This is a genomic window from Phocaeicola oris (genome assembly GCF_021295095.1).
GTDB lineage: Bacteria > Bacteroidota > Bacteroidia > Bacteroidales > Bacteroidaceae > Phocaeicola > Phocaeicola oris.
Genome location: NZ_JAJLQX010000001.1, coordinates 21,221 through 43,607, shown reverse-complemented (window position 1 = coordinate 43,607; position 22,387 = coordinate 21,221). Strand labels below are relative to the sequence as shown.

Here is a 22,387-nt window from a genome sequence, read left to right as displayed (position 1 = left end):
TTTAGCAAATGATGCGCATGAGTTGGACAACTGATACGCATGAACCGAACAACTCATGCGGATCAGTTTCGGATATCGTACTGATCACTTTATAAGGAGACCATAATCAATGCCTGAGATGCTATGAAGGGCATCGGCATCTGTCTTATAATCGGTAGAACTCATTAATTATAAGATAAAAACAGATTCGTATCGTTTTTTTTGTACTTTTGTAACCAGAAACTAATTATGATTGCCGATGAAATTTTTTAAGACATTATACGTGATGCTTGCTTTGTCGGTTCTACCCATCGCAGCATTCAGCCAGTCACAAGACAAATTCTTTCTACATACTATTACTAAAGGTCAAAGCCTTTATTCCATTGCCAGTATGTATAATGTAACAATCGATGATATCGTACGGTTGAACCCGGGAAGCGATCAGGTAATTAAAGAAGGCAAGACACTGAAAATTCCACAGGTAACAGCAAAGACGAAGCAGACCTTTCACACCATTCAATCGGGAGAAACACTCTATCGTATCTCCGTTAATTATAATGTATCTGCCAATGCTATTTGCCAAGCCAATCCCGGTTTAAGCGAAAAAAATTTCCGTGCCGGTCAGGTGATAGTTATACCGGTATCGAACACCCCTAAAAAGGATGCCGATAACATACGGAAAAGCAATAATAAGACTGATAATCCGATTTCATCAATTGGACAGTCTCAAAACAAGTGGCAAGACATGCACAAAGTAAAAAAGGGAGAGACTATTTTCAGTCTCTGTCGTCAATACCATATCACAGAAGACGAACTGAAAGCCGCTAATCCTGAATTAAAGAACGGGAAACTAAAAAAAGGCTCATATCTGGCTATTCCGTATTCGAGTTCTGTCGCCACGACGAATAAGCAAAGCAATGATCCTACCAACGATGAACTCTTCCGCAACAATAAAACAGAGTTTCATGCATACAACAAGATTAAGGTAGCCGTTATCCTTCCTTTCAAATCCGACCGCCGTATGGTGGAGTACTACGAGGGATTTCTGTTGGCTGCCGACAGTTTGAAAAAGAAAGGTACCTCTCTCGATATTTATACATACGACAGCGGTACATCCTCCACTTCCATCGACCCTATTCTGCGAAAGAGCGAGATGAAAAACATGGATATCATCATCGGTCCGGCTGTTACCGAACAGATAGAACCGTTGTCTCAGTTCGCTCAAACCAATAAAATCCGTACGGTAATTCCGTTCACTTCAAAAGATAATCATGTGTTCAGCAATCCGTACATATACCAAATCAATACGCCACAATCGTATCTGTTCTCGGAGGTTTACGATCATTTTATTCGTAAGTTCAATAACAACGCAAATGTTATCTTCCTTGATACGAATGATTCTTCAAACGACAAATTGGTCTTCATTAACGGACTGAAGTCTGAGCTTCACGACAATCATATTCCATATACAGACTTAAAAGGCGATAATATATTAGAGGCTTCCATGTCCGCGGCAGCCGACACGCTGAAAAATAATATCTTCATTCCGGTATCCGGCTCAAACGTAACGCTTATTAAGCTGCTGCCTCAGTTAGTAGCTCTTACCAAGGAACATCCGGGGTATGAGGTTCATCTTTTTGGTTATCCGGAATGGCAAACTTATACCAGCGATCATATTCATGATTTTTATACGCTCGGCACATATTTTTATTCTTCTTTCTATACAAATAATCTGTTCCCCGAAGCTGTAAGTTATTCCTCTCTTTTCCGTCGTTGGTATGGAAAGGAGATGGCGAACACCTATCCTAAGTATGGCATGTTAGGCTTCGATACCGCCTACTACCTGTTGAGCGGGTTATCACGATTTGGAAATAATCTTGAAGAGTCGTTCAATAAATACACCGTTACCCCTATTCAGACCGGATTCAAATTTGAGCGGGTGAACAATTGGGGAGGCTTCATCAATAAGAAAGTATTTTTTGTTCACTTTGCCAAGAACGGTGAACTGATCAAATCAGACTTCGAGCAATGAAACGATCAATACTTATATTAACTGTTACAGCGCTTCTCTCCGTTCCGGCTTCCGCGCAATTGATTTCCGAGCGTCATAACTTTGCTGTCGGCATCAACGGTGGAATGAATATGGCTTCTGTCAGCTTCAATCCTAAAGTGAAGCAGAATACGCTGAACGGCCCTTCTGTTGGTGTTACGTTGCGCTATATTACCGAGAAATATTTCAGTATGATTTGTGGCGTACAGATGGAAATTAACTACTCTACCCGAGGATGGAACGAAAAGATAGAGGATGGAACAGAAAACTATTACAAACATTCGTTTAAGTATGTGGAAATTCCTTTCATGGCTCATTTAGCTTTCGGAAAAGACTCCACTACCAAGGGATTTCAATTCTTTATCAACGCAGGTCCGCAGTTTGGCTATTACCTTAGCGACAGCGTCGATAAGAGTTCGGATGACACTTGGGATCCATCTTTACGCTCTCCTACCGCACAGTATAACCTCGAAGTAGACAAGAAGTTTGAATATGGTATAGCAGCCGGAGCAGGTATGGAGATGAATACCAAAATAGGACATTTCATCGTTGAGGGACGTTTCTTCTATGGACTGAGCGATATATACCCGAATACAAAGAAAGATTATTTCGACCGATCGGCCAATACTTATATGGGAGTACGGGCTGCCTACCTCTTCGACCTGAAGAGATAAACAGCCCGCACTGTAAATTTCAAAATGCTTATCTTAAATGATCATAAGCTTTCACTAATACTTCATCTTTTCCGATGGCGCGGATAGCCAACCAGTTCAGGATTATACCGATAACAGGCAGACAGATTCCAAATGCCGGACGATAACTTGAATCACCTTTCAGCATGAAAATGAACACGATAAATGTAATATAATAAAATATCAGCAGAATGGTGCTGAATATGGTCAAACGGATTTGCAGCATTCTGCGTTTAAACAAAAAGATGGTCCCGAATGACAATATAGCTACAATGAGTAGAATGACAAACAGTGCCCAAGGTGCATGACTGACTTGATCTTGAGCAATGACCGACAGATTGGTAAACGTAATGATCGAACCGTCGGATCCCATGAAATAACCTACCGGAAGACACATACTAACAATGCTCAATACGGTCACAATAAACAAATAAACAGATTGTATACGTTGAATCATTCTTACAATATTTAAAGTTAATGATGATATCTATAAGGCAAAAAATAAGACCGCTTCAACGAAACGGCCTTAATAGAAGGTCTTAATCAAATTTTTCTTTTTCCTTAGCCGGATTACGATAATAAATCTTACCGTCCTCGAACTCCTGAATAGCTATCAGCGTTGGCTTTGGCAACTTCTCGTAATAGCGGGAGATCTCTATTTGCTCCCTGTTCTCGAATACTTCTTCCAGATTATCGCTATAAGAAGCAAACTCTTGCAATTTTTTTGAGAGTTCTGCTTTCATTTCAACGGCAATTTGGTTCGAACGTTTACCTATAATAGCAACAGTCTCATACACATTGCCGGTCTCTTTCCACAAATCTACCATGTCACGGACAGTGGTATTGGTAGGAGCATTAGTCTTTTTATAATCCATATTTATATTTAATTATGCTTTTATTCTTCGTCATTCAACTTGTCAACGTATTTGCTGGCATCCTTATAAATCGCGTCGACTTCCTTTTTGTATTTGCTCTCAGGAAACTCATTGGTGAAAGCATAATACTCATCAATCGTCTCACGCATACGTTCAGGCTTCTTCTCTAAAACACTCTCCTTCGCCATATCGTACTTAGAACGGAGCACCAAGATAGACAAATCCTCACGTAACTTGGTATAAGGATAATCCCTCAACGCGTTTTGCGCGGTAACAATGCACGCCAAATAGTTATTTCCCGTGGTAGTATAACTGCCGTTACCGGTATACGAACCCAAGTCATAATATAATTTGGCGGCCATATAATCCTTGACAACCAACTTATCTTGCAACTCGAAAATCATTTGTTGAACTTCCGTATGATACTTGCTTTGAGGAAAATATTCCATGAACAATTGTAATTCTTGAATCGCCTTATAAGTACCCGATTGATCCAGACGTGGTTCCGGAGTATCCAGATACAGAGCTTTCCCCGAATGGTAACGAGCCTCTTCAGCATATAAGCCACGAGGATAAGTAGTGTAATAGGTAGTGAAGTAGTGCGAAGCCGTTTGATAATCTGTTTGATTATAATAAGTCATTGCCTCCATATAAAGAGATTCCTCTGCCCTGTCGCTACCTTTCATCACTGTAACCAATCCCTCCAGTAATGTGGCAGCTTTTGAATTCTTGCCCTCACCAAAGTAACTCTTCGCTGCTTCATACTGATAATCGGCGTCAGTACTCTTTAACACCTTATTATATTCTCCACACGATGTAAAAACACCGCAGGCTAATACAAGAGCTATAATGGTATTCCTTCTCATTCTTATCAAATATGGGCACAAATTTACGCCATTCCATCGAATAATACAAAAAGTTAACTGTTTTTTAATGCTAAAATATTTTTGCAAACCTTTTTTTAATTCTAACGGATATTAATAATAGAAAAATAGCCGTACCTTTGTAATCTTAATATACTTGTTTATGAATTTTGAACTTATTTCCGACTACCAGCCTACCGGCGACCAGCCTGAAGCAATAGAACAGCTCACAAAGGGTGTGGAAGAACATAACCCCGCGCAGGTTTTGATTGGTGTAACCGGCTCAGGGAAGACTTTTACCATCGCCAATGTCATCAAGAATGTAAATAAGCCTACGCTCGTTCTGAGCCATAACAAAACATTGGCAGCACAGCTTTACGGAGAGTTCAAGAGTTTCTTCCCGAACAATGCGGTGGAATATTATGTCTCGTATTACGATTACTATCAACCGGAGGCTTATCTGCCCAATTCGGATACTTATATAGAAAAAGATCTTGCCATCAACGATGAGATAGATAAGCTGCGTCTGGCAGCTACCTCTGCCCTGCTCTCAGGACGAAAAGATGTCATTGTCGTATCTTCCGTCTCGTGTATATATGGTATGGGAAATCCGGCGGACTTCTATAATAATGTCATCGAAATAAAAAAGGGAATGAAGCTCGACAGAAATGTATTTCTCCACCGATTGGTGGATAGTCTTTATGTACGAAACGATGTAGACCTAAATCGAGGTAACTTCCGTGTAAAAGGAGATACGGTAGATGTCTTCCTCGCATATAGCGATAACCTGTTAAGAGTGGTATTTTGGGATGATGATATTGACGAAATATCGGAAGTGGAACCGGTATCGGGATTGACACTGACTACTTTCGACGAATATAAAATCTATCCGGCCAATCTGTTCATGACGACAAAAGATTCCCAAATGCAAGCCGTTTATCATATTGAAGACGACTTGAAAAAAGAAGTGGCTGAAATGCAAGATGAGGGTAAGATGTTAGAAGCTAAACGACTACAGGAACGTGTTACCTACGATATGGAAATGATACGCGAATTAGGACACTGCTCCGGCATAGAGAATTACTCGCGTTACTTTGACGGAAGGGCTGCCAGAACACGTCCTTACTGCCTGCTCGATTTCTTCCCTGACGATTATCTCATAGTCATTGACGAAAGTCATGTCAGCGTGCCACAAATTAAGGCTATGTATGGCGGAGATCGTGCACGTAAGGAGAATTTAGTAAAATATGGTTTCAGAATGAAATCTGCTTTCGATAACCGTCCGCTTAAGTTCAATGAGTTTCAGGAACTGGCTAAGCAGATTATTTATGTAAGTGCCACTCCGGCCGATTATGAACTTCAAGAGGCCGAAGGTGTGGTAGTGGAACAGGTTATCCGTCCTACCGGTTTGCTCGATCCGATGATAGAAGTCCGTCCCAGCAAGAATCAGATTGACGACCTGATGGAAGAAATTCTTCAGCGGGCTGAAAAAGATGAACGCGTATTAGTAACCACACTTACCAAACGAATGGCTGAAGAGTTAACCGAATTCTTGCTTGATCATGACGTGCGATGTAATTATATTCATAGTGATGTCGATACATTGGAACGTGTAAAAATTCTAAACGATCTGAAAGCTGGACTCTTTGATGTACTGGTGGGAGTTAATCTGCTGCGTGAGGGACTCGACTTACCGGAAGTATCACTCGTGGCTATTCTCGATGCCGATAAGGAAGGCTTTCTACGTTCTCATCGCTCGCTCACCCAGACTGCAGGTCGTGCAGCACGCAATGTCAACGGAAAAGTCATTATGTATGCCGATAAAATTACCGATAGCATGCAACAGACCATCAGTGAAACCAACCGTCGACGTGAAAAGCAATTGAAGTATAATGAGGAGCATCATATCACTCCTACACAAATTAAAAGCCGTCAGAATCAGGCTTTGCTCTCCGCGGCCGAAGAACATAGTGATAAGAAAAAGCTTATCAACAAACCGAAAGCTTACGTGGAGCCTGAGATCCCTTCGCTGGCTGCCGATCCCGTAGTTCAGTATATGAGCAGACAAATGCTTGAAAAGGCAATCAACGAAACACGAAAACAAATGCAACAAGCAGCTAAGGAACTTGACTTTATGCAAGCAGCTGCTTATCGCGATGAACTGTTGAAACTACAGGACATTCTTATTCAGCGCTGGCCTGAAAAGTGATGACTGTAAGTGACATGGATACCGGGATCGTCTCTGAGTTTATCAGCAATTGAACGTTCATTCACTTGTACTTTATCGGTAACAAGTTCCGGAATATTGTACGCGAACAGCAAATTGTCGTAATACTTCTTAGGATTCTTCTGAGGCAACAGAAATGGTTTATGCGCTTTACCGTTCTTATCTATATAAGTGAAATACGGCTTGGTATACAATCCATCGTCACGCCGACTGCTGAAAGCCAACCACCGGCTATTATGACTCCATGAATGATAACTCTCGGCATCATGACTGTTAGCGTCTGTCATCGGATCTATCTCTCCGGTCTGAAGATTAATCAGACACAAGTCGGCATCTTTATGCCAAATCGACCATTGTCCGTAATGTTGACGGACAACAGCCAGATACTTACCGTCGGGAGATACCCGTGGAAAAAAGACACTCAGAGAATCATGAGCGGCATTGTATATGGTATCTACCTTTTCGCCAAACGTCTCTGTTTTTGAGTCGAAGTCTATTCTGCACAGATTATAATGCAATTCCTTATAACGTTCAGGCATAGGATTAACAGCCGGAGCTGAAACAAAGTACAGGCTTTTCCCATCAGAAGAAAATGTCGGTTGTGTCTCAAAGACCGAATCACTCTTCAACAAATCGCAAGAGAAAATCTGATGAGTCTTGGTATCATAGACCACCACATCCGAAGCGGCATCGAAACCCTCCAGACGATTAGCATGACTCATAAAGAATGTTTGCCCGATAGCGTTCACTGAGAAGGCAACCATATCTTCTGTAGGATGCCAGGACGGATATACCAATGCGGATATGGTTTCAGGAGTTTTGGTATTTAGCTTTTCAATTTTACCATTATCAATCAATATGGTTCCACCATGCCAAGCACGGGAATGGAAAATCATCTTATTGGGATTCTGCGTCTTAAAAGAATGACAATTCTGACAGTTCAATTCGGTCAGCGTATTCTCATAGATAGCCGTTTCTTTAAAAGTAGAAAGATTACGTTGATAAATACCCATCTTATCCCAAGGAGAATAGCCGGGAGGAACCAAACGATAAACTAAGTAAGGATCTATCTCTTCATTTGCCACTTGTATACAAAATGACTGATATGCCTGCCATTGTTCATCTTTCCGCTTACATACGGTAAACTCAACTTCTTTACCTTTCTGCTGCTGAAGCATATCGCGCCACTTACGCTGAGGAATATCGAAAACACCTTCTTTGCCATACACTTGAAACGAGGCAGACCCACCTTTTATAATCAAGCAAGTGGCAGTATCGCCCATATCCATCAATTGGAAGTTCAATGGAGCAATATTCGATGGAACTGTCACCTCCTTATAATCAGGGAAGATAAACGGTTCTTCATTCAATGTCTGAGCCACTTCGATATTACCTTGACAAGCGGTAAGAAAGACACCTGACAATATAAAGTATGCTATCTTTTTCATACACATCAGTTAAACATAAATTGATACCAAATGGTATTACCAAAACTCTTACGCATGGTTTGAGCAGGATTGAGTCCACGCCTTTCAACCTCATCCAGAAAATTCATAAATTGCGCATAACGTTTTATGATTCCTTCACTAACACCGTATGGACGGCAATAATCAATGTTTCCGTTATTTACCAACAAGAAGGCTTCCTGCAACTGTTCAGGAAAAGGTTTTAATGCCGGAGTGTCATGAAATTTCTCCACTACACGATTGATATAATCCTGATCACGATAAAGAAAGAGATATGCTATCAGATAATCACGGGCATTCATATCCTCCGGATTAGTTTCCAATGTCTTTATCAGACATTCAAAAGTATCAGAAGTCATGGTATCATCGTCAGGAAGATCTCGGCGCATCAACCCTAAATCGGGATCTGCCTCTACCGCCTTGTCATTATAAAGAAACTTACGCATATTTTTTGCCCAATCACTGTAACGCCAAGTCTTTTCCAACAAAGTGATATATTTCTCTGCCACCGGATAGGCACCCTTTATCAGGTTAGTTTTTACCAACATCTTCAACATGGTTGGCTGACCGTACATGGTACAGACAAAAGTATCATGAGCATGGTTCTGAGCTGCTCCCATATCTCCCATCTGATAAGTTATAAAACTAAAGACAAAAGATAATGGCACATTGGTATCATCAATCTCACGGGCAACCATAATATTTTGAACATCCCGTTGCGGATAACGGAAGAAATGAGACAGAAGCAGGTGTTTCTTTGACAATGCCAAGTTCACATAGTTCATCACCAAATAGTTTTGAGAGTAAGCGTTTCGATTGTTGAGAATCGCGTCCCAATTCTCCGTAATGGCATCATGTTGCAACTCTAACAAAATATCGGTATTCTTACGGTCTTTTTCACTTAAAGCATAAACGCCTGTCCCTACACACAAAAATAAAACAACACTTAAAGCCAACCGCATACCCAACTTGGATATTTGTAATTTAGAAGTGGCAAAGAACAAAAAGGGAAGAATAAGCAAAAGAACCCAAGACAACTTAAATGTCTTTGGAACGGAAAGCAACATATTGTAATATAAATCCTGACTGAAAGCGGTACGGGTAGATGGCAACCAACACCAACGGACGGCATAAACAGTAATTAATGCTACAACCAATAACGGGAGAATATGATAATACCATTTTTCCTTATGAGCAAGCAAGGCATGAATCAAGATGAATGTTCCCAATAACAAACAAACCGGTCCGCTCAAATAAAACAACAGAACGGAAAGTAGAGTTCCTATGACCATTCGGGCATATAAGGAGAATTTATCGGCTAACCAAGCGTAAACTGCTATAAAAACGCAAAGCAATACATAACTGATGAAACCTTGATAAAGGTAATAGGCGTCATTCAAATTACTCAACTCAAATGCTACCGGAATGGCACATAAAGGGAAAAGATAAAAGGAATGACAGAATCGATTACAACCATACCATAAAGTCATGACTGCAATCATGGCCAATAAAACGGTTATGCAGGCGCCTGTTTCCGGTATAAAGAAAAACTGACTAAGGAAATGCGCAAAAAACAAAGAGAATCCTGCCACACCATGATACCGCTGACAGAGTATATCGAAATCCCAAGCCATTACCTGCTGTTGCTCACGATGATAAAAGACATACTCCTGAACACTTTGCAACTGAGTATAAAAAAGAACTATCAGTAACAAAGCAAACAGGTATGGACAGTATCGTTCTAACTTTTGCATAGCATTCGTTTTTATAATACATAATTTACTCATTTTTCCTGAAAAAAGCAAGGTGAGAACAAACTTTATTCCTGAATATATAAAAAGGAATGTGCACCAAAAATGATGCACATTCCCCTATTGGAATAACTTGATTTCAGGATATTAATATCCCCAAGCCTGACTCAAATTAGAGTTAGTAGCAATCTGATCGGCAGGAACAGGCCATACATAAGTGTGACCATCCATGTTCGACTGTTTGTAAGGAGACGCGGACACGTTTACCGGAACGCCTTCGTAACGGTCGATAGTAGGCTCATTCATAATAGCGTAACGAATCATGTCCTGACGACGGGTACCTTCCCAAGCCAACTCTTTCTGACGCTCATCACCGATAACTTGCAAGCTGACTTCGGTCAATGCCGGTAAACCAACACGGGCACGAGTATCATTAACCTCTTGCAAAGCCTCGCCGGTCTTACCCAAACGATATTCTGCTTCTGCACGCATCAATTTAGCATCTGCGAAACGGAAGACTACCAAATCGTTACCCGGATAAGAAGCATCGGAAGTAGTAAAGTCGAACGCATATTTTCTGAAACGAGCGCCCGCGCTCTTAACTACATGCTGGAAGAATTCGTCATCAGTAAAGCTGCTGTAAAGCGCAGGCTTCTTAGCTTTGATGGCAGCTTCTGAATTTGACATATCGACACACGACCACAACGGCATGTATTCCAATGCCAACTCGGTGTCGAGAACCCCCGGTTTGTTATTGAAACCATCGGTTACTCTTACTCCTGTTTCGTTAACATAGTCACGATCGATGTAGAAATTGTATTCGAAACGTGGGTCGCAAGTTGATAAATCCTGCCTGTCCTCGGTGTAGCCGTAAAGCTCAACCAAGTGCTTGGTTGCACAAGGACCGTTCCATGAAGAGAAACCCTTATAAGTAGGGTGACCTGCATGGTTATAATGCCATGAACGACGATGATGATCCCAACTGCGCTTATAAGTTACGGCATCGTTAGGAATAGTCCAAATGTTCTCCACAGAGTTCTCGTTAGTAACAGCAAAGTTCTCAGTGTATGAAGGAGACAATTTATAACCGTAATCTTTCTCCAATTTATTAACACAGTAGATAGTTGCCTCCAATGAGTTCATGGTCTGACCATCAATAGTCATAGTGACAGCCTTCATCAGATTTGTGATGTTCTGTCCCTGAGCTTCGTCAATCTGCTCCCTACCTGTCATATCAGAACCTAAATAATCTTTCGACCAATTAGCCTGAGTTACATCCAACTGATAAATAGAAGCATTCAAAGCCAACTTAGCCAATACCATGTAAGCTACAGGCTGAGTCATACGACCAAAGTAAGTACCCGACTTCTGTGACTGATCCGGAGCCAAGTGAGATACACACTCTGTCAGTTCCTTTACAGCGAAATCAAAAATATCTTTACGAGGACTTGACTTGGTGTCGGCAACACTCTGCTCAGCAGAAGTTACCAACGGACAGTTACCGTAAACGTCGCACAAATTATAATACAACATGGCACGGTAAGCACGCAACTCATAAATATAGTTCTTCGCGGCTTCCATTTCACTATAGCTTTCCAATTTGGCAATAGCGCTGTTAGCCATCGCGATGGTACTATATATGTCCGACCAGTTACCCTGTGAACCATGTGAAGGCACAATGTTGTGAGTAAACTTATTCTGTGGAACGCCACCATCTACCCAGTCTCCTAAACGACCGGGAACAAAATATTCATCTGAAACGAAGTTGGATGCATCAGAGCCGGTAGTCTCCTGTGTGTTGCCCATCTTGTTGTAAACGGCAGCAACAGTATTCAGGTAAATCAAGGTCTCGCTCTGCATAGCGTCTTTCTCAAAGAAAGCGCTTTTAGGATTCTCATCCAAGCTACAAGATGTCAACATACCGACACCCAAGAGCAATGAACCAAAAATGTATTTATTCATAATCTGTATACTTTTAAGATGTTATTAGAATGTTACGTTCAACTGCAGAGAGAATGTACGCTGCAATGGGTAAACGCGCTTGTCATCAACACCTAAGTTTCCTACAGTACCTTCATTCTGTGACTTCATTCCGGTAATGGAAGTAGAGTTGATGAGCGGAGTCATACCACTGTAACTTGTGAATGTAGCAATGTTATTGCAAGAAAGAGCCAGACGTAAGTTCTGGATGAACTTCGGAAGCGTCTTGAAGTTATAACCTAATGTCAAGTAATCGAAGTGAACATAATCACCTTTCTCCAACCAATAATCTGAGTTGATAATACCATGGATACCCTTGCCGTTACCACCGGTAGGAGCATCAGCCAAAACGTTATAAGCATTGATCATATCCATGTTCATGTAAGTCTCATACGTACCGTTGTAGATCTTATGACCGAACGCACCGTTGAACTGCGCTGTTAAATCCCAGTTCTTATACTTGAAGCCCAAGTTCAATGCACCGGTCCACTTTGGAATAGCTTGACCGGCAATATAGCGGTCGCCACCCTCGGTAGAAGTATCAATCTTACCGTCACCGTTCAAATCTTCCAATACATAACCACCACCTTCATTGAAGCTCTTGAATTTAGGAATAAAGAAAGTACCTACAGGCTGGCCCTCAATCAGATAAGTGGTACCGCGACCATCGGACAAACCGGAAGAACCGTATACTCCGGCAATCTCGATATGAGCGGCAGGTGTCAAGTCTTGTCCTTTATACGTACCTGCCAACTTAGTCAGCTTATTCTTCGCGTAAGCCGCGTTCAAGTTAGCGGTAAATGTAAAGTCCTTAGTCTTAATAATGTCACCGCCAATAGCAAACTCAATACCGTTGTTCTGCATCTCACCGATGTTAGCCAACAGTGTGTTATAAGTAAATGGAGGAACAGGTACATTATAAGTGTACAACATGTTAGATGTGGTAGAACGATAGTAATCGAATGTAGCGTGGAAACGACCGCCTAAGAAACCGGCATCAACACCAACGTCGAAAGTTTTCTTGGTTTCCCACTGCAAATCAGGGTTAGCGTTCTGATAGATAGCGTATGTAGTAGTTTGAGAACCGTTATAAACAGTTGTTCCACTTGGTTTCATCAACTCCAATGAGTTATAAGCATCAATAGCATCCTGATTACCGGTAACACCGTAACCTGCACGAAGTTTCAAGTTGCTGATGACATGATTGTTCTTCAAGAAACTCTCATTGCTCAATACCCAAGCAACAGACGCGGATGGGAACAAACCCCACTTGTGATTTTTACCTAACTTAGAAGAACCATCGGTACGTACGTTGACGGTTGCGATGTAACGGTCGGCGAACATATAGTTCAAACGGCCCATGTAAGACATCAACTTGTTGTTGCTGTTGTTAGAATCAACATCGCCCCAATTAAGTGTAGCGCCCGACTTCATGTTGTTGTAACCGAAATAATTGGTTTCGAAGTTACGAGCAGCTGAGAAGTTATAGAATGAATCGTATGACTGTGCCTCAACCAAGCCCAAAGCATCAATATGGTGCTTACCAAAGTCTTTCGTATAAGACAACTGGATATTACCCATGATATCACCACGGCGAGTGTTGTTTATCTGAGCATAACCGTTAGAACCTTTACCTTGATAAATGTTGTTAGGAACAAACGACTTCGATGCCAAGTTAATAGATGTATATGAACCGAACGCGCTCAAATTTAAGCCTTCAATAATAGTCCAAGTCAATTTGGCGTGAGCGTTCAATACAGTTACATCGAACTTGTTGTCGATTTGCAGAATACCTACCGGATTATAAGCGTTTACACCGGCATCGTTCTGAACATAAATACCATTTACAGGCTCTGCCGAATAAGTAGGGATACAAGCGAATACAGAGTTCCATGTACGGGTTGGGTTATACACCATTGAACCGTCCAATTCCGAGCCCATCAAGCCCATCTCGAACTTCAACTTCTTATTGAAAGCAAACTGTGTAGCGTCCATCTTGGCAGTATAGTGTATCATGTCTGAGTTTCTCTTCAACAAACCCTGACGCTGAACAACACCGAGAGAAGCACGCATGTTTCCGTTCTCCGAACCGGTAGAGAATGCTACGTTATGGTTCTGAGTAATAGGATTGTCGCGAGTAACCAAGTCGTACCAATTGCTTCTGGAACCGGCATCAATAGCGCCCGGCTGAGCAACATAGTCTTCCGGAGACAACATGTCAATCTTCTTGTAAGTAGTACCAACACCAAACTGACCGGAATAATCAATGCGTGCGACACCGGCTTTACCCTTGGTAGTGGTAATAACAATTACACCGGCAGCGCCACGTGAACCATACTGAGCAGTCTCTGACGCGTCCTTCAAAATGGTGATGGTCTCGATATCGTTTGGAGACAAAGCCTCCATCATACGCTTGTCACCAAACACACCGTCAACGATAACCAACGGGTCGTTACCACCGGATAAAGAGGATACGCCACGGATAGCAATGTTGGTACCTCCCATCGGGTCACCGCCACCGGCCGAAGTAATGCTGACACCGGCTACCTTGCCTTTCAAAGCTTCGGTAGGGTCGGTAACGATACCTTTATTCATATCTTCTTTCTTTACTCGTTCAACAACACCGGATACCGTACGTTTTGAACCTGTAGCATAACCTACCACCAAGACTTCATCCAATGCTTGTGAATCCTCTTTCATGGTGACATTTATTTGTGTCTTTCCATTAACAGGAATCTCTATGTTGTTGAAGCCAACGTAGGAGAAAACTAACGTAGCGTTATTCGCTACATTCTGAATCGTGTAGTTACCATCAATATCGGTAATTGTACCGTTTGTGGTACCCTTAACGAGAACGTTCGCGCCAATAATAGGTTCGCCCGTCTCATCTTTCACGACACCCTTCACAGTGACCTGCGCCATAGCAGTCACTGCAATTAAGAATGTTGCCAAGACTGACACCAATCTTTTTCCTAAAAGGTTTTTTGTCATAATAGAATTAGGATTAAGTAATACAAATTTAATTAATAATTTAACCATTTCCAAATTTTTGATAATGTTCTACCAATAATTAATATCTATCTGCCAATAGGTATAAATCGCTTGCAAATTTAACCACTTTTTCTACTTCACCAAATCATTTTTACATTTTTTATTTAACCGGACTAAAATAAGTGGTATTTTTAGGCATTGGGATTATCTGTCGAATGCGACATACTCCGGTCGTAAAACTTATAAGAACTTGATAACGAATCTATTTACTTGTCAAAATGCGTTACCGTTACGCCTGATAGGGAAAGAGCCTGCTTTTTCCGGTTTTCAGGGCGGGCTCCCTGTTCGGGAGCGAAACACAACACCCGTTGTCTTTTTTTCGCACTTCCCGGAAAAGCAGGCTCAGGATAGATTAAAACAGCGTTTTATTTTTTTTTAGGTTCCACAGGTTCCACAGGTTCCACTATGCCCTTTTGGAAACCTTCTTCAGGGCTTTTTTGTTCTTTATATACTTGCCTTCTTTTTTTACAATAAACCCTTTTTTGACAAACTTTTTCAATGTTTTGTTACATATATTTTTTGAGAACTGAGCTTCTTTCAGGGCAGCCCAAAATTCACTCCACGTAAATTCTTCCGGCATAGCCAAGAGGATGTAGAATACTTCCTCGTTGCTTTTTGCCGGCTGCGTTACCTTGATGCCGCCGGGCAGCATGGTGAACAGCGCCAAGCTGTGCTTTATGCAGTTCGGCACTATGCCCCGTGCCGTTTTAAAATCGGCATCGTCGCAATAAACATCGGTGAACGTCATTTTAGCTTCCCACTTACGCATGGCCGTGAGGATGGTGCAGAGGCGCATCATTATCAGTCCGTAGTATATGTTCGCCATGTTCGTTATTGTAAGCAAAATTTGATTAAGATGGGTATAAACACAACGGGGCAGGCAGGGTAGGGCACTAATGGTGTGCTCGATAATATCATCCTGTGACTCAATGTTTTCTGAAAAATTTTCATTCTTTTCAGGTTCCGAAAACAGCATAGCGGAACCTGTGGAACCTATGGAACCTACGTGTTCATTAAATTTACCATCAGCAACCTATTGGAAAGTGATGCGCATGAGTTCCGAAACTTATGCGGATGAATCACCCAACTCATACGGATGAGTTCCATGACTCATACGTATAAGCGCACAAATTCTTCTGATGAATACGGAAACTCATCCGTATCACTTCCATCATTCATACGTATCGGATGACGTGTTCCATCGCTTCATATCCCCATTTCTTATTTCTTAAACACAAAGTACACCGCTAAAATAAGACAAACGAAAGCAGCCAAATGATTCCAGCGAATCTCGGTTTTGAAAGCGAGCATGGAGAAGACCGCAAAAACCGTGAGAGTGATTACCTCTTGGATAATCTTCAACTGCATCAGCGTGAAAGGTCCTCCGTTGTCCTAAAAGCCGATACGATTGGCAGGAACCTGAAGACAGTACTCAAGAAAAGCTATCGCCCAACTGAATAGAATGACGCCTATCAAAGGCAAAGAGGCGAACCAGCTGAACTCTTCCTGCATCTTTAAATGACCGTACCAAGCGCATGTCATGAAGATGTTCGAAAAGAGCAATAAAGAAATCGTTTGTATTCCCGATGATAACATTTTCTTCCGCTTTTATAAAACGGGCACAAAAATACGCTAATTCAACTAATTTGAAAAAGAAAATAAAAAAAATAAAATGTGTTTTACTCGGAAAATTCAAAAGAAATGAGTACCTTTGATTTATAATATGATAATATACTTTTATTCTATTTGAAATGAAACAACTGAAATATATCATTTTCTTTCTTGCCTTTCTCTTCAGCCATCAGCTGATAGCTCAGAGTGCCGCTCAAGCCCAAAAGCAGTTCGATGCCGGAGAGTTCAGCTCTGCGCTCACAGTTTACCGATTGCTGGTGAAAAAAAGTCCGTCGAACCCCGCGTACAATTATTATTACGGTGCCTGCTGCTATGAAACAGGCGCATTGGAAGAATCCGTCCCCTATCTGGAGAAAAGTGCCAAACGCAAATATATAGGTGCTTTCCGTTACTTGGGAAAGGCGTATGCCGACTTATATCGCTTTGATGAAGCAGTAGAAAGTTACGAGCGTTATATCTCACTCTTAGAGGATAAAAAGCGCGATACTGCCGAAGCGGAAAAAGAAATGGAAGCACTGCAGAGAGCATCTATCATGTATAAAAGTGTGGAAGATGTGACCGTTATAGACAGCATGGTGGTGAACAAGAACGATTTTCTGAGCCTGTACAAATTAAGCAAAGAATCGGGGACATTAGCGCAAGAAGGAAAATCGATTATCTACCAAACGGAAAAGGGCGACAAGCGAATCATCAGTCAGACGGACGATACAGGCAAGTCGCTGTTGTACACCGAGAATAAACTGATTAACGAGTGGTCTTCCCCCGCTCCCATCACGTCGCTGAACGAGTTGGGCAATGTGAACTATCCGTTCCTGATGGGCGACGGAGTCACCCTGTACTTCGCGTCCGACGAAGAAGGCACATTAGGTGGTTACGATATCTATGTCACCCGTTACAATACGGACGACAATGATTATCTGAAGCCGAACAATCAGGGTATGCCTTTTAATTCCCCTTCGAACGATTATATGCTCGCCATAGACGAGTTAAACGATTTGGGATGGTTCGCTTCCGACCGCTATCAGCCGGAAGATTCGGTCTGCGTCTATATATTCGTTCCGAACACATCGAAGAAAACACTGGATTATGACACCACCAACCCTGCCGTACTGAGGAATGCCGCCACTCTGCGTTCCATCAAAAGGACATGGAAAGACGACGATAAGGTTCACGAGGCAAAACAACGCCTATCCGCTCTGCTGTACGCTAAAGAACAGAAACAGCAGAAAAAAGAAGACTTTGAATTTATAGTTAACGATAACATTACCTACACCTCGCTGAACCAATTCCGTTCGGACGAGGCACGCCATTTATATCAACAAATTATTCAGAAACAGAAAGACTATGCCATACTGTCGAAGGAACTGACCGACAAACGTCAACAGTACGCCGAGGGGAACAAACAAACGTCGGCAAGTATCTTAGATATGGAAAAGCGCGTCAAGCAGCTCCACGACGAGATAGAAGCCCTTACCGGCCAAGTCCGTAACACTGAAATAAAAACAACAGTTAATATCTGAATCATGGATTTACTCATCTTAACATTACTCATCATTGCCGGATTTGTACTGTACATCATCGAGGTGTTCCTTATTCCCGGCTTTGGGCTGACAGGCCTCGCGGCCATCGGTTGCCTGCTCTATGCCAACTATTTTGCCTTTGCCACTTTAGGGCCGACGGCAGGAATCATTACGTTAGTTATCACTATTATCGGTGGTGTGGGAATCACAGTCTGGTTTATGAAATCGAAAACACTGGACAAGATTGCATTGAAGAAATCAATCGATTATGACATCAACCCGCTGAAAGGGCTGAACATCAAGCCCGGCGATCAGGGAAAGGCTGTCACACGTCTGGCGTTGATAGGCAATGCCGAGATAGAGGGGCACATTATAGAAGTCCGCTCGTCCGATGGATTCATTGACGAAAAGACTCCGGTGTGTGTCGACCGTATCACCGACGGAATCGTATATGTTCGTAAAATCTGATTATTAATTTAAAGTTCAATAATATGTTTGATCCTTTTTTACCGTTTATCCTTGCAGGAGGATGTATTATTTTCCTCATCGTGTTCTTCCACTATGTGCCCTTCTTCCTTTGGCTGTCCGCCAAGGTGTCAGGTGTTCACATCTCGTTGGTTCAGTTGTTTCTGATGCGTATCCGAAATGTTCCTCCATACACCATTGTTCCGGCAATGATTGAATCGCATAAAGCCGGATTGAAAACCATCACCCGCGATGAACTGGAGGCACACTATATGGCAGGTGGTCATGTAGAGAAAGTAGTACATGCATTGGTCTCCGCTTCGAAAGCGAATATCGACCTCACGTTCCAGATGGCTACGGGAATCGACCTTGCCGGTCGTGATGTATTTCAGGCCGTACAGATGTCGGTAAACCCTAAAGTGATAGACACACCTCCTGTTACAGCCGTTGCCAAAGATGGTATTCAGATGATTGCCAAGGCTCGTGTAACAGTCCGTGCCAACATACGGCAGTTGGTAGGAGGTGCCGGTGAAGATACCGTCCTTGCCCGTGTAGGCGAAGGCATTGTTTCCTCCATCGGCTCATCTGCTAACCATAAATTGGTTTTAGAGCATCCGGATGCTATCTCCAAGCTCGTGCTTTCGAAAGGATTGGATGCCGGTACCGCTTTCGAGATTCTGTCTATTGACATCGCCGACATAGATATAGGTAAGAACATTGGAGCTACCCTTCAGATGGATCAGGCAAATGCCGATAAAAATATCGCTCAGGCTAAAGCAGAAGAGCGTCGTGCCATGGCTGTCGCTCAGGAACAGGAGATGAAAGCAAAGGCTCAAGAAGCTCGTGCTAACGTTATCCAAGCCGAGGCAGAGATTCCTAAGGCCATAGCCGAAGCTTTCCGTTCGGGGAATTTAGGTATCATGGATTACTATCGCATTAAGAATATTGATGCTGACACTAATATGCGTCAGAGTATTGCAAAGCCGGATAGCAGCGCAACTACTTCACCATTAAAATAAAATAATTATGAGAGAGAAAAAATATTTTGCACCGTCCGAACTGATTATCAATGAAGACGGTTCGGTGTTCCATTTACATGTAAAACCCGAGCAGTTGGCTGATAAAGTCATTCTCTGCGGAGATCCGGGACGGGTAACCATTGTAGCTTCCAACTTCGATGAAATAGAATGTGAAGTGAACAGTCGTGAGTTCCATACCGTTACGGGAACATATAAAGGAAAAAGAATTACAGCGTTATCCACCGGAATAGGTTGTGATAACATAGATATCGTGATGAACGAATTAGACGCATTAGCTAACATTGATTTCAAGACCCGTACTGCAAAAGACCGTCTCCGCTCACTGGAACTGGTCAGGATAGGTACTTGCGGAGGTCTTCAACCCAATACACCCGTAGGTACGTACATTGCCAGCGACAAGTCGATTGGTCTGGACGGACTGCTCAACTTCTATGCCGGTCGGAATGAAGTCTGTGATTTGAAATTCGAGCAAGCATTCGTAGAATTCATGGGATGGGAAGGAAATGTGTGTCAGGCTCATCCTTACGTTATTGACGCGAACAAGGAGCTGCTGAATCGTATTGCCAACGAAAATATGGTACACGGAGTGACTATTGCCGCTAACGGATTCTTCGGACCTCAGGGACGTGAATTGCGTATTCCTCTGGCCGATCCGGAACAAAACAAGAAGATAGAAAACTTTGAGTATGAAGGATACCGTATCACCAACTTTGAGATGGAGAGTTCAGCCTTGGCAGGATTAGCCAAATTGATGGGACACAAGGCAATGACCTGTTGCATGGTGATAGCCAACCGTCTGGCAAAAGAAGCCAATACAGGCTATAAGAACTCCATAGAAGGGCTGATAAAGTTGGTACTCGACAGAATTTGATATGACAAAAGAAGAACAATACATACAGTTTGTAGACGATTATAAACGGCTCATATCAGGAGAGACGGAAGAAGTTAGCGCTATGGCTAATACATCAGCTGCCATACACGATGAATTCCATTTCTTCTGGGTTGGGTTTTACATAGTGAAAGCCGATAAACTTATTCTCGGTCCGTTCCAAGGTCCGGTTGCTTGCTCTACTATCCGATTCGGAAAGGGAGTATGCGGTACGGCCTGGAAAGAGCAAAAAACACAGGTTGTCCCCGATGTGGAACAGTTCCCCGGACACATTGCCTGCAGTTCTCTGTCACGCTCGGAGATAGTTGTTCCTGTATTCGCAAACAATGAGGTAAAAGCAGTGCTCGACATAGATTCAACACAATTGAACACTTTCGATGCCATCGACCGGAAATACTTAGAACAGGTTGCTTCTATCCTTGCCGACACTATATATAATAAGGAATGAATATTAACCAAGATACTATTTGCGCTATTGCCACCGCTCAAGGCGGAGCAATCGGGATCATTCGGGTCTCCGGTCCGAGAGCTATTGAGATTACTTCATCCGTATTCGCTCCCATCCAAGGTGCTCCATTGAGCGATCGGAGAGCTTACACGCTTACCTTTGGAAAAATATATAATGAAGAAAACGAAGAGATAGATGAAGTATTGGTGTCCCTCTTCAAAGCACCTCATTCCTACACCGGCGAAGATAGCACGGAAATAGCATGTCATGGTTCAAGTTATATTCTGCAACAGGTAATGCAACTGCTTATTCGCAAAGGATGTCGTATGGCTAATCCCGGAGAATACACACAACGGGCTTTCCTTAATGGAAAGATGGACTTAAGTCAGGCAGAAGCAGTGGCAGACTTGGTATCCTCTTCATCAGCGGCCACGCATCGGTTAGCCATCAATCAGATGCGAGGCGGATTCAATAAAGAGCTAAAGAATCTACGAGATCAACTGCTACATATCACTTCGTTAATAGAGCTTGAATTGGACTTCAGCGACCATGAGGAGTTAGAGTTCGCCAATCGTGATGAACTAAAAGCATTAGCATCACACATCGAGGAAACAATAGCTAAACTGACCAATTCATTCAACGTAGGAAATGCTATCAAAAACGGCGTACCGGTTGCCATTATCGGTGAAACGAACGCGGGTAAATCTACCTTACTTAATCTGCTTCTGCATGAAGATAAAGCGATTGTCAGCGATATTCACGGAACTACCCGTGACGTGATAGAAGACACCATTAATGTGCAAGGCATCACTTTCCGATTTATTGATACGGCCGGCATCCGACAAACCGAGGATGAAATAGAGAATTTGGGAATAGAGAGAACTTACCAGCAGATGAAACAAGCGAACATCATTCTGTGGATGGTTGACTCCACTGATTTGTTATCCCGTCTGCACGAGATTAAGAAAGAAGTGATTCCACATATAGGAGAAGCTAAGTTACTGGTTCTTTTCAACAAATCAGATCTGATTAATGAACAGGAACGACAAGCCCTTCTCTCCGACTTTACAGATGTTCCTTCCGACAAGATGTTCATCTCAGCCAAATATGGAAAACAGTTGAATGAGTTAGAGAACAAACTCGTCTGTCTATCCGCTATTCCTGAAGTCACAGAGAACGATTTCATCGTCACCAACGTCCGTCACTACGAAGCGCTTAGCAAAGCCCTATCATCTATCCGTCGTGTCCTGTACGGGCTTAAAACCGGCCTCTCCGGAGACCTTATCAGTGAAGACCTCCGTCAATGCATTTACGAACTCTCCGACATCGTTGGAGATGTCACCACCGATGAAGTACTCGGCAACATCTTCAAAAATTTCTGCATCGGTAAATGAGGTCGCTGAAAATGCAGAAGTTTAATTTTCAGAGTACTGCGTAAATATGGTAGAATCATGAATCG

The 22,387-nt window shown here is 42.4% G+C and carries 17 protein-coding genes and 1 pseudogene; 9 read left to right on the top strand and 9 right to left on the bottom strand.

The window, feature by feature from the left end:
• The first annotated feature begins 238 nt into the window (after window positions 1-238).
• Window positions 239-2,011, top strand: a complete 1,773-nt coding sequence (locus tag LO761_RS00235; RefSeq protein ID WP_272816326.1) for a PBP1 and LysM peptidoglycan-binding domain-containing protein — start codon at window positions 239-241, stop codon at window positions 2,009-2,011.
• Window positions 2,008-2,703 (top strand): porin family protein, encoded by a 696-nt coding sequence (locus LO761_RS00230; RefSeq protein ID WP_272816325.1) that lies wholly within the window; start codon window positions 2,008-2,010, stop codon window positions 2,701-2,703. The genes LO761_RS00235 and LO761_RS00230 overlap by 4 nt, the downstream gene beginning before the upstream one ends.
• A 28-nt stretch (window positions 2,704-2,731) precedes the next feature.
• Here LO761_RS00230 and LO761_RS00225 read toward each other — a convergent pair whose 3' ends face one another.
• The 3 genes from LO761_RS00225 to LO761_RS00215 form a co-directional block, all read right to left on the bottom strand.
• On the bottom strand, window positions 2,732-3,178 hold the full coding sequence (locus LO761_RS00225) for a DUF4293 domain-containing protein (protein ID WP_272816324.1): 447 nt from the start codon (window positions 3,176-3,178) through the stop codon (window positions 2,732-2,734).
• Between the two features lie 82 nt (window positions 3,179-3,260).
• A complete protein-coding gene (locus LO761_RS00220) occupies window positions 3,261-3,596 on the bottom strand; it encodes a DNA-directed RNA polymerase subunit omega (protein WP_272816323.1) in 336 nt (111 codons plus the stop codon).
• 20 nt (window positions 3,597-3,616) lie between these two features.
• Window positions 3,617-4,462 carry an outer membrane protein assembly factor BamD gene (locus LO761_RS00215; protein WP_272816322.1) on the bottom strand — a complete coding sequence of 282 codons (846 nt, stop codon included), beginning with the start codon at window positions 4,460-4,462 and terminating at the stop codon, window positions 3,617-3,619.
• A gap of 160 nt (window positions 4,463-4,622) precedes the next feature.
• Between LO761_RS00215 and uvrB the strand changes: the two genes are divergently transcribed.
• Window positions 4,623-6,668 (top strand): excinuclease ABC subunit UvrB, encoded by a 2,046-nt coding sequence (gene uvrB / locus LO761_RS00210; protein WP_272816321.1) that lies wholly within the window; start codon window positions 4,623-4,625, stop codon window positions 6,666-6,668.
• Here uvrB and LO761_RS00205 read toward each other — a convergent pair.
• The 6 genes and pseudogenes from LO761_RS00205 to LO761_RS00180 all read right to left on the bottom strand — a co-directional run bounded on the left by LO761_RS00205 (window position 6,647) and on the right by LO761_RS00180 (window position 16,530).
• Window positions 6,647-8,134 carry a TolB family protein gene (locus LO761_RS00205; protein WP_272816320.1) on the bottom strand — a complete coding sequence of 496 codons (1,488 nt, stop codon included), beginning with the start codon at window positions 8,132-8,134 and terminating at the stop codon, window positions 6,647-6,649. The two genes, uvrB and LO761_RS00205, sit on opposite strands and share 22 nt — an antisense overlap.
• 5 nt (window positions 8,135-8,139) lie before the next feature.
• The gene (locus tag LO761_RS00200; protein ID WP_272816319.1) at window positions 8,140-9,906 is read right to left on the bottom strand and encodes a DUF6057 family protein; all 1,767 of its coding nucleotides are present in this window, start codon (window positions 9,904-9,906) and stop codon (window positions 8,140-8,142) included.
• Between the two features lie 144 nt (window positions 9,907-10,050).
• Window positions 10,051-11,865 carry a RagB/SusD family nutrient uptake outer membrane protein gene (locus LO761_RS00195; protein WP_272816318.1) on the bottom strand — a complete coding sequence of 605 codons (1,815 nt, stop codon included), beginning with the start codon at window positions 11,863-11,865 and terminating at the stop codon, window positions 10,051-10,053.
• 24 nt (window positions 11,866-11,889) lie between these two features.
• On the bottom strand, window positions 11,890-14,874 hold the full coding sequence (locus tag LO761_RS00190; RefSeq protein ID WP_272816560.1) for a SusC/RagA family TonB-linked outer membrane protein: 2,985 nt from the start codon (window positions 14,872-14,874) through the stop codon (window positions 11,890-11,892).
• 463 nt (window positions 14,875-15,337) lie between these two features.
• Entirely contained in the window at window positions 15,338-15,760 is a 423-nt protein-coding gene (locus tag LO761_RS00185) for a hypothetical protein (RefSeq protein ID WP_272816317.1), read from the bottom strand.
• A 395-nt stretch (window positions 15,761-16,155) separates the two neighbouring features.
• Window positions 16,156-16,530: pseudogene (locus tag LO761_RS00180) on the bottom strand (DMT family protein).
• Between the two features lie 155 nt (window positions 16,531-16,685).
• Here LO761_RS00180 and LO761_RS00175 point away from each other — a divergent pair.
• From LO761_RS00175 to mnmE, 6 genes are read left to right on the top strand one after another with little or no spacing between them, the layout of a single operon-like run.
• Entirely contained in the window at window positions 16,686-18,086 is a 1,401-nt protein-coding gene (locus LO761_RS00175; RefSeq protein ID WP_272816316.1) for a tetratricopeptide repeat protein, read from the top strand.
• Between the two features lie 3 nt (window positions 18,087-18,089).
• Complete coding sequence (locus LO761_RS00170) at window positions 18,090-18,554, top strand: NfeD family protein (RefSeq protein WP_272816315.1); 465 nt, start codon at window positions 18,090-18,092, stop codon at window positions 18,552-18,554.
• A gap of 23 nt (window positions 18,555-18,577) precedes the next feature.
• Window positions 18,578-19,570, top strand: coding sequence for a flotillin-like protein FloA (floA, locus tag LO761_RS00165; protein WP_272816314.1), 993 nt, complete (start codon window positions 18,578-18,580; stop codon window positions 19,568-19,570).
• Window positions 19,571-19,577: 7 nt separating this feature from the next.
• Window positions 19,578-20,462 carry a nucleoside phosphorylase gene (locus tag LO761_RS00160; RefSeq protein WP_272816313.1) on the top strand — a complete coding sequence of 295 codons (885 nt, stop codon included), beginning with the start codon at window positions 19,578-19,580 and terminating at the stop codon, window positions 20,460-20,462.
• A gap of 1 nt (window position 20,463) precedes the next feature.
• Entirely contained in the window at window positions 20,464-20,928 is a 465-nt protein-coding gene (locus LO761_RS00155) for a GAF domain-containing protein (RefSeq protein WP_272816312.1), read from the top strand.
• 2 nt (window positions 20,929-20,930) lie between these two features.
• Window positions 20,931-22,322 carry a tRNA uridine-5-carboxymethylaminomethyl(34) synthesis GTPase MnmE gene (mnmE, locus tag LO761_RS00150; protein ID WP_272816559.1) on the top strand — a complete coding sequence of 464 codons (1,392 nt, stop codon included), beginning with the start codon at window positions 20,931-20,933 and terminating at the stop codon, window positions 22,320-22,322.
• Window positions 22,323-22,387: the final 65 nt, after the last annotated feature.